Below are 16,886 nucleotides of genomic sequence, written 5' to 3'. Positions count from 1 at the left end.
TGGCATAAATACTCCTTATTTTATTTGCACATCTAGGGTTTAAAAGAGCAGGCTTGTAGGACAATTAAGTGATATACAATTCAAGCAAGACCAAATATTGATCTCGTGCGGACATTTTTTTTGCACGGTCTTGACCAAACAAAAGTCCGGTCTTGACGAAATAGCTCTAATTATCGCGGATTATAGCCAAAAAAAAACCTCGAGTACTGGAATACTCGAGGTCTTACAACAATCAGATGCTTCTGATTACGGGGTTCTAGCCTGCTTTTCTAAAAGATAAGTCATTCAGCATGCTGCGTAATTTTTTTCCAGGTCGGAAAAGAATGCGACTCTTTTTAATCGCGGCAGCAGACACATCAGCAGCCATTTCCTTGCCTTCGGAACTAATACCTACTTGGAAATTACCCAATCTGCCCAGTTTTACAATTCGGCCTTGGCTTAATTCTCCTATGATGTTGTGCTCTAAAGACAACAGAACGGCATAACAGTCTGAGGCAGTAACCGTACATTGGTAAGAGATCAACTCCGCAAGTCGGTCTAAATCTACATCGCCGTCTGCAATCGCAGCAGCATAAAACTTTTCAGGAGCCATTAGGTCCCGAGGGTTCTTTCTAGGAAGAACTTTGTATTTAATAGCCATGTTTTACTGGTATTAAATGAATAAAAATATTTGGTCTTAGTATACTTGTTAAAAGTATCTAACTGACTATCCAAAGATACAATGGTTTTGTATTTCAAAAAAGCAAACTTATCCACAATCGGCTGAGGTTCTTAACAAATAGAAAAAATCAGGAGTTTTTTTAATTTAATCAAAATATTGAAAATCAGAGGATTAAATAAAAATAAATGTATTAAAACGTACGATTATAAATTCAAAGTATATTAAATATTTTGCTGAGCCAACAGTGTATAAGCGGGGAAGACTATCTGTGGGGAAGGGGATTTTGCGCTTTTATAATTAGCTGTTAGTGAGATATACACCCCTAAGACCTATATCTCCACTTTATATTGTTTACGGAGTCGTTGAATCTTCGATTTCAGGAGGGGAATTGAGAAGTGGGATTTTATGTTTTTAGTTTGATTAGTAGGGAGAAATATCCCGTTTGTCATAATTGGTAGCGGTTTGCGTTTGATTCCCTTATTTGAAATAGTAGCATGATTTTATTCCCCTCTAAAGAGCGGTTAGGGCTGTGTTTTTACTTTTAACGCAAAAAGCAAATTGATAAGAAATTATATATAAAACAGTAATAAATCTCATAGCGCCTTTGAAACTCAAAAAAATAAGTATTTTTACAAGGATATAATTTTATAAATGAAAACTATAGCAATTATTCCTGCTCGTGGGAACTCTAAACGTTTGCCAAACAAGAATTTGTTGCTTTTAGGAGGAATTCCTTTATTGGCTCACAGTATTCTATTTGCACAAAGAAACCTTTCTATCATTGATGAAATCTATGTAACGACTGATAATGCAGCCATAAAAGAAGTTGCACTGCAGTATGGCGCAAGGGTGATCGACAGACCTGATAGTCTATCGGGAGATTTTGAGCCTACGATAAGCTGTGTACAACATGCCTTAGATGGTATTTCTGAGGCTGTAGAATCGGTTGTGCTGTTACAACCTAGCAGTCCATTGCGACCAGAGAAGTTACTGCAAGAAGCTTTTCAAAGTTATCATAGTAGTGATGCTGATAGTTTATTCACCGTGACCCGGAATCATCAAAAACTGGGTAAGATAGAAAATAATTGTTTTGAACCTTATAATTACACAATAGGGCAACGCAGTCAGGATTTAGAAACACTTTATTATGAAAATGGATTGTTGTACGTTACTAAAGCAAATTTGATACGGGAGGGGATAATAGTTTCTGAAAATAGCATCCCTTATGAAGTAAATCATATTTTTGCGACAGTAGATATTGATACTCAAGATGATTTTGATTACGCGGCTTTTTTATATCAAAAATTAATAACTCATAATTCATAACTTATTTTATGAACCCATATATTGAAATTGCAGGAAGAAAAATAGGTCCTGACTATCCGCCGCTAGTAATTGCTGAAATAGGCATTAATCACGAAGGGTCCTTGAAAACAGCCAAAGAAATGGTTAATGCTGCTCACAGAGCAGGCGTTGAGGTAGTCAAACACCAAACCCATATTGTGGCTGATGAAATGAGTGGCGCAGCCAAAAAAGTAATTCCAGGCAACGCTACAGTTTCGATTTACGAAATTATGGAACGCTGTTCGCTGAACGAAGCCGATGAATTAGAACTGAAAAATTATGTAGAAAGTAAAGGCATGATTTTCATTTCTACCCCTTTTTCAAGAGCGGCTGCAGAACGGTTGGAGAAATTCAATGTATCCGCCTATAAAATAGGATCGGGGGAATGTAATAATTATCCTTTGCTGGAGCATATTGCAGCTTTTGGCAAGCCGGTGATTTTAAGTACCGGTATGAATACCATTGAAAGTATAACAAAAGCGGTAGCTATTTTTGAGAAGCACAACGTACCTATTGCGCTATTGCACACTACGAATTTATATCCAACGCCCATTAATTTAGTTCGTTTTGGGGCTATGATGGAAATGCACGACGCTTTTCCGGATAAAGTTTTCGGCTTGTCTGATCATACGTTAAATAATAATGCATGTTTGGGTGCCGTTGCGCTAGGTGCTAGCATTTTGGAACGTCATTTTACAGATACCATGGAGCGTACCGGTCCAGATATTGTGTGCAGTATGGATGAGCAAGGCTGCGCCGAGTTGATTAAAAGTTCAAATGAAATGTGGCAGATGCGTGGTGGAACCAAAAAGCCCGCTTTAGAGGAACAAGTGACCATTGATTTTGCTTTTGCGACGGTTTGTACAATTGCTTCAATACAAAAAGGAGATTTATTTACAAAAGAAAATATCTGGGTAAAGCGTCCGGGAACTGGAGCTATTTTGGCAGATCAATATGACTCTATTCTTGGAAAGCTGGCTACACGAGCGATAGCTACTGATGAACAATTAGAGTTAAATGACTATGAGTGAAAAAATATCGGTAGTCATTCGCAATAAAAATCAAGGGCATTCTTTGGATTTCTTATTGGGTATCCTTAAAAAAAGATATTCGGAGGATATTGATGAAATTATTGTGCTGGATAATATGTCAACGGATACTAGTTCCTCTGTGATACAAAAGTACGGGGTTAAAAAAGTCAGTATAGACATCTTCTCCTATGGCGGTAGTGCAAATATTGCAGCAGAAAGTACCACCAATGATATTGTGGTTATTTTTAGCGCACACGCATTTCCTGTAAGTCATGATTTTTTTAAATTGATTCAATTAAAGTTTCAACAAAACAATAATTTAGCTGGTTTGAGATGTTTGCACAATCAGAATGACTATGTTCATTACATTAATGGTGTGACGGCTACGGAAAATCCGAATGGTGCAGGAGTTATTTTTTGTGGGTCTGCATTTAACAAAAAGGTTTGGAGATTGCTTCGGTTTAAGGAAGATATTCAGACGATGGAAGATAAGGAATGGACTAAAAGAGTTTTGGATAAAGGATATGATATTGAATTTGTGCCCTCTATTTTTTGTTATGCTATAAAACGAAATGAAGAACAGCTTTTTTTTAGATATAAAAATGAGGTTATTGGAAGCTATCAATTATGGCATACTGAATACAAAACCACAACTGCTTTGAAAATGGTAGCGGGTTCTACTATAAATGCTTTTCGAATTTTTATCAGCAGTGTTTACTATGCTTTTAGAAGGTTCTTTTTTCTTTTAAAGTTCATAAATAATAAACCTGAAAAATTTTAAACTTATTAATATGTTTGCTACTATAAATTTAATTATGACTCTTTTCTAATGAAAAAAATCCTTTTTCTTACCGGAACACGAGCAGATTTTGGCAAAATAAAATCATTAATTTCTGTTCTGGATGATAACCAAGATTTTGAAGTTTTTGTCTTTGTAACAGGTATGCATTTACTTGAAGAATATGGGTACACACTCTTAGAAATTGAGCGTTGTAATTTTAAAAACATTCATACGTTTGAAAATCATACCAACGAAACTACCATGGATTTGACTCTAGCTAAAACTATTGAAGGATTATCCGGCTACTGCAAAAAAGTAAATCCAGATTTAATTGTGATTCACGGTGATCGTGTTGAAACTCTCGCGGGTGCTATTGTTGGCTCATTGAATAATATTCTAGTAGCCCATATTGAAGGGGGCGAGCTATCTGGAACTGTTGATGAATTAATTCGGCATAGTGTGAGTAAATTAAGCCATATTCATTTTGTTTCAAATGATGTTGCAGCCAAGCGATTGTTACAAATGGGAGAAATGGAGACATCGATTTTTACTATAGGCTCGCCAGATATTGATATCATGTTTTCGAATGATTTACCAAACTTGGATGTAGCAAAAAAATATTATGAAATTAATTTTGATAATTATGCCATTGTGATGTTTCATCCGGTAACTACTGAATCTGCTGAAATGAAACATTATGCTAAGGATTTTGTTGATAGTCTGTTGCAGGATACACATAATTATGTGGTCATATTTCCTAATAATGATTTAGGCAGCAGTTGTATTATAAAAGAGTATCAGCGTTTACAAAACAATCTGCGTTTCAGAGTGTTCCCTTCCCTACGGTTTGAATATTTTTTGACGTTGTTAAAAAGCTCGCAATTCATCATAGGGAATAGCAGTGCAGGAATTAGAGAGGCTCCATATTATGGAATTCCAATTATCAATATTGGAACGCGGCAACAGAATAGAGTTATTGATGCGGATATCATTAATGTGGGTTATAAATATCAGAGTATAAATAAAGCATTAGAGACTATAGACCATCATAAAAGACAAATGACTGCTGCTGATTTTGGACTAGGAAACAGTACTGCTTTATTTCTCAACTTCATTCAAAATAACGATATTTGGAAAATAAATCATCAGAAACAGTTTAGAGATAATTAATGTCAAATAAGAAAATATTTATATTACTACCCGATGGTGTAGGACTTCGAAATTTTGCCTTTACAGACTTTTACAAAAAAAGAATGGCAAAAGAAATGGATTTAGTTTTTTGGAATAACACTCCATTTGATTTGGCGCACATTGGTTTTGAAGAAATTAGACTTATAAAAAAACAATCGGGCTTTTTATTAGAGATTTTAAAAAATGCTCGAAAAGAAATTGAACTCAATTGTAATATTAGAAAGTCGAAAGATGCCGTTTATGATTCCTATCGTTTTCCATTTTCTTACAAGACTTTAAAATCAACTGTAAAAAGTGTTGTAACTCGTTCTGTAATTCAATTATTTGATTCTGAAAAAGGCTTGAAAAAGATACGGACCGTAATCAAAAATGTAGAACGAAAAACACATTTCTACATGGAATGTTCGGCACTTTTAAAGGTCGAAAAACCAGCTTTTGTTTTTTGTACCAATCAAAGAATCAGTTTAGCTATAGCCCCTTTATTAGCTGCGCAAGATTTAAAAATTCCAACTGCAACTTTTATTTTTTCATGGGATAATCTTCCAAAAGGAACTATGGTAGTAGAAACGGATTACTATTTTGTTTGGAGTTCTCATATGAAAAAAGAACTTTTATATTACTATCCGTATATCAATAATGATCAAATCATAATAACCGGAACACCGCAATTTGAAAATCATTTTGAAGTTGAGAACATAATCAATAGAGCATTGTTTTTTAAGCAAAACGGGTTGGATGTTCAAAAGAAGTATATTTGTTATTCAGGAGACGACCAAACTACTTCACCTTATGATCCTAATTATTTATTAGATTTAATCAAAGCGGTCCGAAAATTAAACGATAGCGGGAGCCAATTAGGAATTATTTTTCGAAGATGTCCTGTGGATTTTTCAGATCGATTTGATACAATTTTAGAGGAGAATATAGATATAGTTACAGCAATTATTCCCAAGTGGGACAAAGTTGGCGAAGTTTGGAACACCATTTTGCCTACTAAAGCAGACTCTATTTTGCAATTAAACATTGTTTCGCATACCGAACTAGTTGTTAACTTGGGTTCATCGATGGTTTTTGATTATGCTGCACATGTAAAACCATGTGCTTTTATGAATTATAATCCTGAAATATCAAACAAAAATTGGTCTGTAGACAAAATATATAACTATGTGCATTTTCGTTCTATGCCGGATGATGCAGTAGTTTGGTTTAACTCACCGGACGAGATTGCAGCTAAAATTGAATTGATGTTGAGTGATGATGTCTACAAAGTAGTTGTAAATGCAGAAGAATGGTTTAAAAAAATTAACCAGCATCCCGTAGACCAAGCCTCTCAACGTATTTGGGACAGTATTGCTGAAATTAGTAAAAAGGGAATATGCTAAAACAGACTATTTTATCGGACTATAGAAGATGTGGCATTAATAAGATCAGTTTTTGGATGATTGTTAAGACCTTTATAGTCATGCCCAATCCTGGGTTAAAGTTCCTGACTATTCTTCGTTTGACTCAGTATTTTAGGAGAAGAAACAGGCCTTTATTCTATTTTTTCTTTCTTTGGTTGCGCAACTTAAAAGTGAAGTATGGATTTGATATTTCCTACAGAACCCAAATTGGGGAGGGTTTTTATATTGGACATTTCGGGAATGTTGTTATTCATGGGGATACAATAATAGGGGATAATTGTAATATTTCTCAAGGAATCACTTTTGGGGTAAGTAATGCAGGAGCTGCCATCGGAGTACCAAAAATAGGCAATAATGTTTTTGTTGGTCCGGGAGCTTGTATTTTTGGAAACATAACCATTGGGAATCACGTAACTATTGGCGCGAATGCAGTTGTCACGGAGAATGTTCCTGATTTCCATACTATTGTAAGTCCTAAAACCGCAATAATAAATAAAGACTTGTCTTCTTTTTATATTCACAATAGCGATATCTAATATGTTTTTTATATCTCGTGGAACATGAAATATACTATGGCATGGAAGTTTACTACGATGATAATAAAAAATATTTTTTAAATGAGTATGAAAATAGCACTTCTGACCCCAGAATATCCACATCCAAAAACAGGTATTTCGGGCGGTATTGGTACGAGTATAAAAAATCTGGCGACAGCACTTTTAGTGGCAGGCTGTTCTGTTCGGGTTCTGGTGTATGGACAAACAAAAGAGTCTATTTTTGATGATGAAGGTGTTATTGTACAGCAAATACGCAATGTGAAAATAAAAGGATTGTCGTGGTATCTTACGCGGAAAAAAATAGAAAAAATTATCAATAATTTATATCATTCAAAAGAAATTGATATTGTTGAAGCGCCGGATTGGACGGGAATTAGCTCTTTTATAAAACCTAAGCAATGTCCTATCGTGATCCGACTAAATGGTTCAGATACTTATTTTTGTGATTTAGACAGACGTCCTGTCAAATGGAAAAATAAATTCAATGAAAAAAGAGCGCTACAAAATGCGGATGGATTTCTTTCTGTAAGTCAATTTACTGCGGATAAAACAAATGAAGTTTTTGGACTCAATAAACAATTTACGATTATACCAAATTCAATTGATATCGATTCTTTTAAGAAAGACCCTACAATTAAAGAATTACCTGGTACGATTTTATATTTTGGAAGTTTAATTCGGAAAAAAGGATTGTTGGAGTTGCCTTTGATTTTTAATGAACTGATTAAAGAAAATCCAACTGCAAAATTAATTTTAGTAGGTAAGGATGTACCGGATATTATTTCAGGCTCTAATTCTACTTGGCATATGATGAAGGAGCTTTTCACTATAGAGGCGTTGCAGAATGTAATTTATTTAGGGAGTGTGCCTCATACTGCTATTCAATCGCATATTAATCAAGCTACGGTTTGTGTTTTTCCTTCTTTTGCAGAAGCCTTACCTGTTTCTTGGATTGAGGCGATGGCTATGCAAAAATCGGTTGTAGCTTCCAATATTGGTTGGGCAAGTGATGTAATTGATGATGGATTTAATGGTTTTTTGGTTCATCCAGAAAATCATGTGGAATATGCTTCAAAAATTAATATATTGTTATCGAATAGTCAAATGAGAACAGAATTTGGGATCGCTGCCAGAGAAAAGGTTATTCGTAAATTTAATGTTTCAGTTGTAGCAAAGCAAAGTTTGGCCTTTTATAAATCTTTAATAAAGTAGAATTTGATTTTTGTTTATCATATAAATACTAAAGTTGTAGCAGTAGAAAGTGAAGCAGGAGAGCAGTTAGATTTTGATTTAACGAATTCTATTGCAGAAGGGCTAAGTCATATCGCAATAGCTAATCCGAATAGTAAAATTGTTTGGTGTCACTCGGATTATAAAGAGGTATTAAACATTAAGGAGTTGTCCACTCTTTTTCATCATGATAAATTATTGTTGTCTTTTAGACCAAGCACTTCAAATTACATCGGCAATGCAATCGGTTATGTTGATGAATCCTTATTTGTCAAGGTAAATAAAAAAGTAAACTATCCCAGCTGGCAGATGAGCAGCGTTGTTGGACTGGTGCATGCTTCCGTTTTAATTGAATTGAAAGACAAAATTCCTTTTGACGCTAATTTTGATTTTTATTTAAATTCTGTGGCAAAGTTGTGCATGCCGTTGGGATTATTATGTTATTCGGAACCTAAACTCTTGATAAAATCAGACGTTTCAGATGTTTCAAAAGGGTCTAATTTTACTCTTTTTCGTTTTGTAAAGCAGCATTATAAAATGCAATGGGCCTTTTTGTTGTTTTTAAATCTATTCTTGTACGAAAGGAAATTGCCTGTTTTCGCCTTTTTATCTTCTTTTTTTTATCAAAAAAGGAATAGTGACAAGATAAACTTAAAAAATATAAAGGGTATATCTTCAAGAGAAGTTGTCAGTCAGAAGACCATTGATGTGATTATTCCAAGCATTGGAAGAAAACAGTATTTATATGATGTTTTACAAGATTTGGCACAACAAACACATTTGCCAGTAAGCGTAATAATTGTGGAGCAAAACCCCGATAAAGAAAGCGTTTCCGAATTAGACTATTTAAAAAATCAAACATGGCCGTTTGTTATAAAACATATCTTTACACATCAGGCAGGTGCGTGCAGTGCTCGTAACCTCGCCTTAAATCAGCTCGAGAGTGAGTGGGTTTTTTTGGCAGATGATGACATTAGATTTGAAAATGATTTTATCAATAAAGTATTTGAAAATATTAAAAAGACAGGAGTTAAAGCGGTTTCAATAAAATGTGCTCAAGAAAAAGAAAAATCAATATTCAGATCTATTTTTCAATGGGGTAGTTTTGGGTCCGGTTGTAGTTTTGTGGAGAGCAAAGCACTGGAAAAATGTCAATTCGATATGGGTTTTGAATTTGGTTATGGGGAAGATAATGATTTTGGAATGCAACTACGTAATCAAGGGCATGATGTTTTGTATTTGCCAGAACCTCAAATTTTGCATCTGAAAGCGCCAGTGGGTGGTTTTAGAACCAAGCCTTCGTTAAAATGGCAGTATGATAAAATACAGCCGAAACCTTCTCCGACAGTTATGCTGTATCAAATGAAGCACACTACAAAACAGCAGAATTTAGGTTACAAAACGACCTTGTTTTTTAAATATTATAATCGACAGCGAATTAAAAATCCAATTCGTTATTTTATTAATTACAGAAAACAATGGAATCAAAGTGTGTTGTGGGCAAATCAATTAAATAAAGAATAATGAAATTTTCCTTAATTGTCTGTACGTATATGCGTCCGCAACCGCTGCTAGATTTGTTAGAATCGGTCAAGTTGCAAACGATTTACCCTGATACCATTTTGATTATAGATGGTTCTTGTAATCAGGAAACAGAAAAAGCATTAGAGAAGAGTAGTTTTGATAGATTGGATTATTATAAAGTTTCAGATGAACATCGAGGCTTGGCCAAACAACGGAATTACGGCATTGAAAGAGTTGGTGATGACATAGAAATAGTTTGTTTTTTGGATGATGACACTGTGTTAGAAAATGATTATTTTGAGCAATTGATAAAAACCTATCAAATACATCCAGAGGCATTAGGAGTAGGGGGTTATATTAATAATGAAACAAAATGGGATTTTGTTGGAAATCATTACGCAGCAGCGCTTAATGAATTTTACTTTGATGGATGGAAACGTAAAGACGGTAGCCGTTTTGTGCTACGAAAAAAATTAGGATTGGATAGTGATTGTCCTCCAGGGTATTCTTCATTATATTCTCATGGTCGAAGTGTGGGTTTTTTGCCACCAAGTGATAAAACCTATAAAGTAGAAATGCTAATGGGAGGGGTTTCTTCTTTCAAAAAAGAGCTGTTTTCTAGTATTCAATTTTCAACTTATTTTGAAGGATATGGCTTGTATGAAGACGCTGATTTTAGTTTAAGGGCTTCGCAATTAGGGCAATTGTATTTGAATACCGCTGCAAGATTGGACCATTTTCATGATGCATCAGGAAGACCCAATCAATTTCAGTATGGAAAAATGGTAGTCAGAAATGGATGGTATTTTTGGAGAACTAAAAACCCCCAGCCTAATTTTAAAGACCAATTAAAATGGCATTCCATAAGCATTCTCTTGACATTGATTCGATTTTCCAATACATTTACTACTGCTAAAAAAGCTGAGGCGTTCACAGAAGCTTTGGGCAGAACGGTTGGCTGGTGGAGTTTATTAATTCACAAACCAAAAACGAATATTTAATTTATTGTAATGATTTGTGTGGATTATTACAATAGCATTTTTTTGATATGACACTATTTAAACTCATACAATCTGATTACTGTAAATACAAAAAATATGGAGGTCATTTTTTTTCCATTGTGATGCTGAATCAAGGATTTTGGGCTGTTTTTCAGTATCGTGTAGCACATTGGATTCATCAAAAAATCAAACTTCAACCTTTCAGATTTATATTTCGTACAGTAACTTTATTTTGTAGTAAAATAATTGAGATAGTTACCGGTATTTCTATTCCGGCATCTGCGTCTATCGGCCACTCTTTTTATATTGGTCATTTTGGGGGAATTATATTCAACTCCAATGCAATACTTGGAAATAATTGCAATGTTTCTCAGGGAGTCACTATTGGAGTATCTGGAATTGATGAAAGAAGAGGGGTGCCAATAATTGGTAATGATGTTTATATTGGTGCTAACGCAGTTGTAGCAGGAAAAATTACAATTGGTAATAATGTATTAATTGGTGCTTGTTCTATGGTAAATACTTCTTTCGCTGATAATGTTGTTGTTTTGGGCGTTCCTGCAATAGTTGTTTCTAGTAATGGATCTAAAGGTTATATTTAATGAAATTATTGATCGTTTCAACTGCGCCGTTTATATATAAGGAGAAGGATGTGTACGCCTATGGACCTTATGTAAACGAACTTATGATTTGGAATAAAAATGCAAGTACAATGGCATTTTGTTGTCCTATTTGGGAAGCAGATAGAGGGTTGTTAATATCAAAAGTACCGTTTGAAATTAAGAAACATTTTAAATTAATAGATTTAAATGGCCTTAGTTTAAAAGCTAAAATGCAATCCTTTCTTTGGTCTTTTTATAATATTATGTTGCTTTTTAAAGGTTTTTATTGGGCAGATCATATTCATATACGCTGCCCAGGAAACATTGGTTTGTTGGGTTGTTTTGTTCAAATATTTTTTCCTAATACACCCAAAACAGCAAAGTATGCCGGAAATTGGGATCCACAATCTAAGCAGCCACGGAGTTATCGTCTGCAAAAATGGATTTTAAGTTCTACTTTTTTGACCAGAAAGATGCAGGTTTTAATTTATGGGGAGTGGCCTAATCAATCCAAAAATATAAAGGCTTTTTTTACGGCTAGTTATTATGAAGAGGAGAAAGAATCTTTGATTGTTAAAAATTTAGGATCTAAAATTACCTTCATTTTTGTAGGGAGCTTAGTTAAAGGTAAAAACCCAATGTATGCAGTACAAATAGTAGAAGGATTATTAAGTAGAGGCTTTGATGTTTGTTTGAATATATATGGAGAAGGGGTAGAGCGCAATAATTTAGAAAGGTATATTTTAAAAAATAATTTAGCTGAGGTAATTTCCCTAAAAGGAAATCAAGATAAAGGAACTTTGAAAACAGCATATCTAGAAAGTCATTTTGTATTGCTTCCTTCTGAAAGTGAAGGTTGGCCCAAAGCAATTGCCGAAGGCATGTTCTGGGGCTGTGTTCCCATTGCGACTTCGGTTTCCTGCATTCCCTTTATGCTGGATTACGGAAATAGAGGTGTTTTATTAGATAGGAATTTGAATAGCGATGTGATGCAAATAGCCTCATTATTAACTACTACTAAAGACTACATTATAAAACAGAAAAATGCTTTTGAATGGTCTCAGGCTTACACGCTTGATGTATTTGAATCGGAAATTAAAAAATTAATGGTCTAATGCGTATACTTCAAATTATAGACTCACTCGAGGCTGGCGGTGCCGAAAGCATGGCGGTGAACTATGCCAATGCACTAGCGAAGAATGTAGCATTTTCGGGATTGGTTAGTACTCGTGAAGAAGGACCATTGGTTCAGCAATTAGACGGTCAGGTATCTTACCTTCATCTAAATAAAAAAAGCGCTTTTGACCTGGGAGCCTTGTTTCGGCTGCGTAATTTTGTAAAAATGAATAATGTTGCTATTGTTCAAGCCCATAGCAGCTCTTTCTTTATTGCTTTTCTTTTGAAATTGATTTGTCCTTCGATAAAGTTGATTTGGCAGGACCATTATGGTGACAGTGAGTTTCTAAATAAAAGAGCTAGCTTAGTTTTTAGAATTACAATGCCCTTTTTTGACGGAATTATAGCCGTAAATCAGAAGCTTAAAAACTGGTCTACTGAAGTTCTAAATTTTAAAAATGTTATTTATTTGCCCAATTTTTCTGGAGTAAAAAAAGAAGTTTTACCGGCTACAATTTTGAAAGGCATACCCGGTAAGCGAATAGTGCTGTTGGCCAATTTGAGAGTGCAAAAGAACCATTTTTTAGTGTTGGAGGTGGCCAGGAAAATAAAGGAATTTTACCCTGGTTGGAGTTTTCATCTGATAGGCAAAGATTTCAATGATGCGTATTCAAGGAAAATAAAAAATCTTATTAGTGCTTATAAGTTAGATGAAATGTTTTTTCTTTATGGCACACGTCAAGATATAGGAGCTATTTTAGAACAGGCAAATATTGGAATTCTTAGTTCAAAATCAGAAGGACTGCCTGTTGCTTTACTCGAATATGGCTTTCACAAAAAGCCTGTGGTAGTTACGAATGTGGGAGATATTTCTGAGGTAATTAAAAACCGTGAAAACGGCTTTATAGTGAATGCTGAAGAGGAAGAAGCGTTTTACAAGGCAGTAGCAGAATTAATTAGCGATGATAATTTGAAGATTACTTTTGGCAATGAATTGTATAAAACGGTAACTGAAAACTTTTCAGAAGGGGTGGTAGTTAAGAAATATTTAAATTGGTTGCAAAGCACTATTTTGAAATGAAAAAAGAAGAATTATCATATCTCTATTTAATTCTAATCCATGTCTTTATTGGGTTTGTGATTTATTTACTGCCATTTACTGCAAAATTATATGGGTATTCTATTTTTATTTTGGGTACTTATTATGTGATTAAATCGCAGGATAAAAATAATGAAGCCTTGATGGTAGCTGCTTATATAGCAGGCAGTGAAGTGTTGCTAAGAATGACAGGGGGAAATATATCCTATGAGTTTTCAAAATATGGGGTTGTATTTTTTATTTTTATAGGGATGTATTTTAGTGGCTTTTCTAAAGGGGCTATACCTTATTGGATTTTTTTGCTGCTGCTTGTACCTAGCGTGCTGATTGCTACTTTTGTGTTGGATTTTGATACTAATATAAGAACCACTATCGCCTTTAATATATCAGGGCCAGTCTGTTTAGGCCTAGCTTCCTTATATACCTATAGACGAAAAATTGGGCTTGCACAGCTCAATAATATTCTACTTAGTTTGGGACTCCCCATTTTAAGTTGTGCGATTTATTTGTTTTTTTATACTCCCAATGTACGTGATGTGATTACGGGTACACAATCTAATTTTGAAACTTCAGGGGGTTTTGGTCCCAATCAGGTGGCCACCTTTTTAGGCCTGGGGATGTTTATTTTTTTCTCTAGGATTATTTTAGAATCCAGATCCAAGTTTTTGATACTCCTTAATTTGATCATTGTTTTCAATATTAGTTATCGGGGAATGGTTACTTTTTCTCGAGGGGGCATGATTACTGGCTTTCTGATGATTGTTTTATTATTGTTTTTCTTGTATTTTAAAACCAATACCCGAGGAAAGCTAAAGTTGAATTACATTTTTGTTATTATTGCAGTAGCAATGATTTCCATTTGGACTTACACCTCCTTACAGACAGGCGGTTTGATCAATAAGCGTTATGCCAATCAGGATGCAGCGGGAAGAGATAAAGCAAGTAAGTTTACAGGTAGGGAAGATGTGGCTACTAGTGAAATCGATATGTTTTTGCAAAATCCTATTTTTGGAGTTGGAGTTGCCAAAGGAGTTGAGATTAGAGAATCAAAAACGGGTAGGTTTGTCGCTTCGCATGATGAAATTACCCGTATGCTTGCAGAACATGGTACTTTGGGTATTTTTGGCTTATTGATTCTGTTTTTTACGCCCTTGGTATTGTATCTGGATAACAGTTTTAATATGTATCTGTTGTGCTTCTTGGCTTTTTGGTTTTTGACGATCAATCATGCGGCGATGCGAACTGCCTTGCCTGCGTTTGTGTATTCCTTGTCTTTGCTTAATGTGCAGTTAGGGGTGGATAGGAGGGGGAGTGAGTAGTGAGTAGTTTTTAGTGAGTAGTGATCAGTATTCAGTGGTCAGTATTCAGTGAGTAGTGAGCAGTAGTCAGGGGTTAGTGATCAGTGTTCAGTGTTCAGTGAGTAGGGGTTAGTGAGTAGTGAGTAGTGATCAGTTTTGAGTAATCAGTAATCAGTGTTCAGTGTTCAGTGTTCAGGGGTCAGAAATCAGTGAGTAGTGTTCAGGGGTCAGTTTTTAGGGATCAGTGTTCAGTATTTTAGTACGGGCCTACAGGCAGCTAGTATGTAGCATATATTCTCCATGTTATGCATTGCAGTTTAGCTGTTTCTGCAGTATAATATAGATTAGGTCTTTAAAGGAAACTAATCTTGTTAAAATATTTAACATTTTTTGTAACGAGATGAGGTCAAAAGCATTAAATTGCGGCGGTAAACACGAAACTAATGTTTAAGAATAAAATACATTTTGAAGTCTCCGAGAGGAAAATGATTCTTCGGCTATTTGATGTGTTTTTTGCATTGGTTGGCTTGTACTTCGTTGGGAACGGTTTAGGATTAAATTATTTGCAAGCCGCTGTTTCTAATTTTTATGTGGTGTTTGTTTTGGCCATTTACATCAATATTTTCGGAGCCATTTTCGAGATGTATAATCTTCAGGTAGCTAGCAATGAATTTCAGATTTTAAAAAGTACACTTCTTACTGTTTCTACCACCGTTTTGGTCTATTTGTTAACCCCTATTTTTTCGCCAGAATTGCCTGCTAATCGGCTTCAGATTTTTGCATTTTATGTCGTTATATTTGCGGCCTTGATTGTATGGAGGCTGTTTTATGTTCGATTTTTGGCATCGAATCGTTTCCTCCAAAATGCTATTTTGATCTGTGAAGAAGAGCAGCTGGAAGAGTTGGTTTTAGGCTTGGAAAATATAGATCCGCACTACAAAATCATTGGTTATGTGAGTGGAGACACTACAGAAAATCAGCCACTTTCAAGAGAGCATTTCGTGCAACATGTTAGAAGAGATAGTTTGATTTCTTTTGTAAAAGAAAATGCGGTTACGGAAGTTGTAATTGCAACACAAAACACCCAAGGGATTACTGCCGGGTTATACCAACAATTACTTCAATTATTAGAGTCTGGTAAAGTGATTAGGGAATATGCCCAAGTGTACGAAAGTAAGACACAGCGTATTCCTGTTCAACATATGGCCAGAGATTTCTATAGTTTTTTTCCATTTAGTAGAAGCAATCAGAATAAATTGTATTTATCAGTTATTCGATTTTTTGAAATAGTGTTTTCTTTTATAGGACTGGTTGTTTGTAGTTTATTGTTACCATTGATACTTCTGGGAAATAGTATAGGCAACAGGGGAAAATTATTTTACACCCAAGAGCGTGTAGGAAAAGATGGTACGGTGTTCAATATTTTGAAACTGCGAACTATGGTCAAAAACGCAGAGTCTAATGGTGCCGTTTTTACTACAGTAAATGATTCGAGAATTACCGCATTTGGAAAATTTTTAAGAAAATCTAGAATAGATGAAATCCCCCAATTTATTAATATCATAAAAGGGGAGATGGCAGTTATAGGTCCTCGTCCTGAACGGCCTCAATTTGTAAAAGAAATCAGGGAAATCATGCCGTTCTACGAGACGAGACATGTAATTAAACCTGGGTTGACAGGCTGGGCACAGGTGAATTATTCTTATGGGGAAACTATAGAGGACAGCCTGATCAAATTGCAATACGACCTGTATTATATCAAGCACAGGAGTTTCTACCTGGATTTTAATATTACGCTAAAAACCATCACTACTGTTTTGTTTTATAGGGGGCAGTAGGGAATCGTTGACCGTTGTTCGTTTTTCGTTTTTCGTTTTTCGTCGTTCGATTTTCGAATAACGTTTTAAGGTACCATTGTTATTTGTTGCTTTGAAGGCTATTCTTTTCTTTTAGCTCACTTATCTTTTATTTTAAGTGGTGTTCGCTGAATCTTCGATTTGTCTTGATACAAAAGAAACAAAAGATCAAGCCTGAAAATCAAAAGCTTG

The 16,886-nt window shown here is 34.9% G+C and carries 15 protein-coding genes; 14 read left to right on the top strand and 1 reads right to left on the bottom strand.

Annotation, left to right across the window (positions count from 1 at the left end):
- Positions 1–256 precede the first annotated feature (256 nt).
- The gene (locus ACEN2H_RS13895) at positions 257–640 is read right to left on the bottom strand and encodes an HU family DNA-binding protein (RefSeq protein WP_441733361.1); all 384 of its coding nucleotides are present in this window, start codon (positions 638–640) and stop codon (positions 257–259) included.
- A 672-nt stretch (positions 641–1,312) separates the two neighbouring features.
- On the opposite strand from ACEN2H_RS13895, the gene ACEN2H_RS13890 reads away from it, so the two are divergent.
- From ACEN2H_RS13890 to ACEN2H_RS13825, 14 genes are all read left to right on the top strand, one after another.
- Entirely contained in the window at positions 1,313–1,987 is a 675-nt protein-coding gene (locus ACEN2H_RS13890) for an acylneuraminate cytidylyltransferase family protein (protein WP_441733359.1), read from the top strand.
- A gap of 8 nt (positions 1,988–1,995) precedes the next feature.
- Positions 1,996–3,036 (top strand): N-acetylneuraminate synthase family protein, encoded by a 1,041-nt coding sequence (locus ACEN2H_RS13885; RefSeq protein ID WP_441733358.1) that lies wholly within the window; start codon positions 1,996–1,998, stop codon positions 3,034–3,036.
- Complete coding sequence (locus tag ACEN2H_RS13880; RefSeq protein ID WP_441733356.1) at positions 3,029–3,817, top strand: glycosyltransferase; 789 nt, start codon at positions 3,029–3,031, stop codon at positions 3,815–3,817. The genes ACEN2H_RS13885 and ACEN2H_RS13880 overlap by 8 nt, the downstream gene beginning before the upstream one ends.
- Positions 3,818–3,865: 48 nt before the next feature.
- Complete coding sequence (neuC, locus tag ACEN2H_RS13875) at positions 3,866–4,987, top strand: UDP-N-acetylglucosamine 2-epimerase (RefSeq protein ID WP_441733354.1); 1,122 nt, start codon at positions 3,866–3,868, stop codon at positions 4,985–4,987.
- Positions 4,987–6,390: a UDP-glycosyltransferase gene (locus ACEN2H_RS13870; RefSeq protein ID WP_441733352.1), complete on the top strand. Its 1,404-nt coding sequence runs from the start codon at positions 4,987–4,989 to the stop codon at positions 6,388–6,390. The genes neuC and ACEN2H_RS13870 overlap by 1 nt, the downstream gene beginning before the upstream one ends.
- The gene (locus ACEN2H_RS13865; RefSeq protein WP_441733350.1) at positions 6,384–6,947 is read left to right on the top strand and encodes a serine O-acetyltransferase; all 564 of its coding nucleotides are present in this window, start codon (positions 6,384–6,386) and stop codon (positions 6,945–6,947) included. Before ACEN2H_RS13870 ends, ACEN2H_RS13865 begins: the two co-directional genes overlap by 7 nt.
- An 81-nt stretch (positions 6,948–7,028) precedes the next feature.
- Positions 7,029–8,180: a glycosyltransferase family 4 protein gene (locus ACEN2H_RS13860; RefSeq protein ID WP_441733348.1), complete on the top strand. Its 1,152-nt coding sequence runs from the start codon at positions 7,029–7,031 to the stop codon at positions 8,178–8,180.
- Positions 8,181–8,183: 3 nt separating this feature from the next.
- Positions 8,184–9,722 carry a glycosyltransferase family 2 protein gene (locus ACEN2H_RS13855; protein WP_441733346.1) on the top strand — a complete coding sequence of 513 codons (1,539 nt, stop codon included), beginning with the start codon at positions 8,184–8,186 and terminating at the stop codon, positions 9,720–9,722.
- Complete coding sequence (locus ACEN2H_RS13850) at positions 9,722–10,723, top strand: glycosyltransferase family 2 protein (RefSeq protein ID WP_441733344.1); 1,002 nt, start codon at positions 9,722–9,724, stop codon at positions 10,721–10,723. Before ACEN2H_RS13855 ends, ACEN2H_RS13850 begins: the two co-directional genes overlap by 1 nt.
- A gap of 47 nt (positions 10,724–10,770) precedes the next feature.
- A complete protein-coding gene (locus ACEN2H_RS13845; protein WP_441733342.1) occupies positions 10,771–11,325 on the top strand; it encodes a serine O-acetyltransferase in 555 nt (184 codons plus the stop codon).
- Positions 11,325–12,440 (top strand): glycosyltransferase, encoded by a 1,116-nt coding sequence (locus ACEN2H_RS13840; RefSeq protein ID WP_441733340.1) that lies wholly within the window; start codon positions 11,325–11,327, stop codon positions 12,438–12,440. Before ACEN2H_RS13845 ends, ACEN2H_RS13840 begins: the two co-directional genes overlap by 1 nt.
- Positions 12,440–13,522: a glycosyltransferase family 4 protein gene (locus tag ACEN2H_RS13835; RefSeq protein WP_441733338.1), complete on the top strand. Its 1,083-nt coding sequence runs from the start codon at positions 12,440–12,442 to the stop codon at positions 13,520–13,522. Before ACEN2H_RS13840 ends, ACEN2H_RS13835 begins: the two co-directional genes overlap by 1 nt.
- Positions 13,519–14,859, top strand: a complete 1,341-nt coding sequence (locus tag ACEN2H_RS13830) for an O-antigen ligase family protein (RefSeq protein ID WP_441733336.1) — start codon at positions 13,519–13,521, stop codon at positions 14,857–14,859. Before ACEN2H_RS13835 ends, ACEN2H_RS13830 begins: the two co-directional genes overlap by 4 nt.
- A 422-nt stretch (positions 14,860–15,281) precedes the next feature.
- A complete protein-coding gene (locus tag ACEN2H_RS13825; RefSeq protein ID WP_441733334.1) occupies positions 15,282–16,676 on the top strand; it encodes an exopolysaccharide biosynthesis polyprenyl glycosylphosphotransferase in 1,395 nt (464 codons plus the stop codon).
- Positions 16,677–16,886 lie beyond the last annotated feature (210 nt).

Source organism: Flavobacterium sp. W22_SRS_FP1, assembly GCF_052113685.1.
GTDB lineage: Bacteria > Bacteroidota > Bacteroidia > Flavobacteriales > Flavobacteriaceae > Flavobacterium.
Note: the sequence above shows the minus strand (reverse complement) of the source record. Positions and strands in the feature narration are given on the sequence as shown.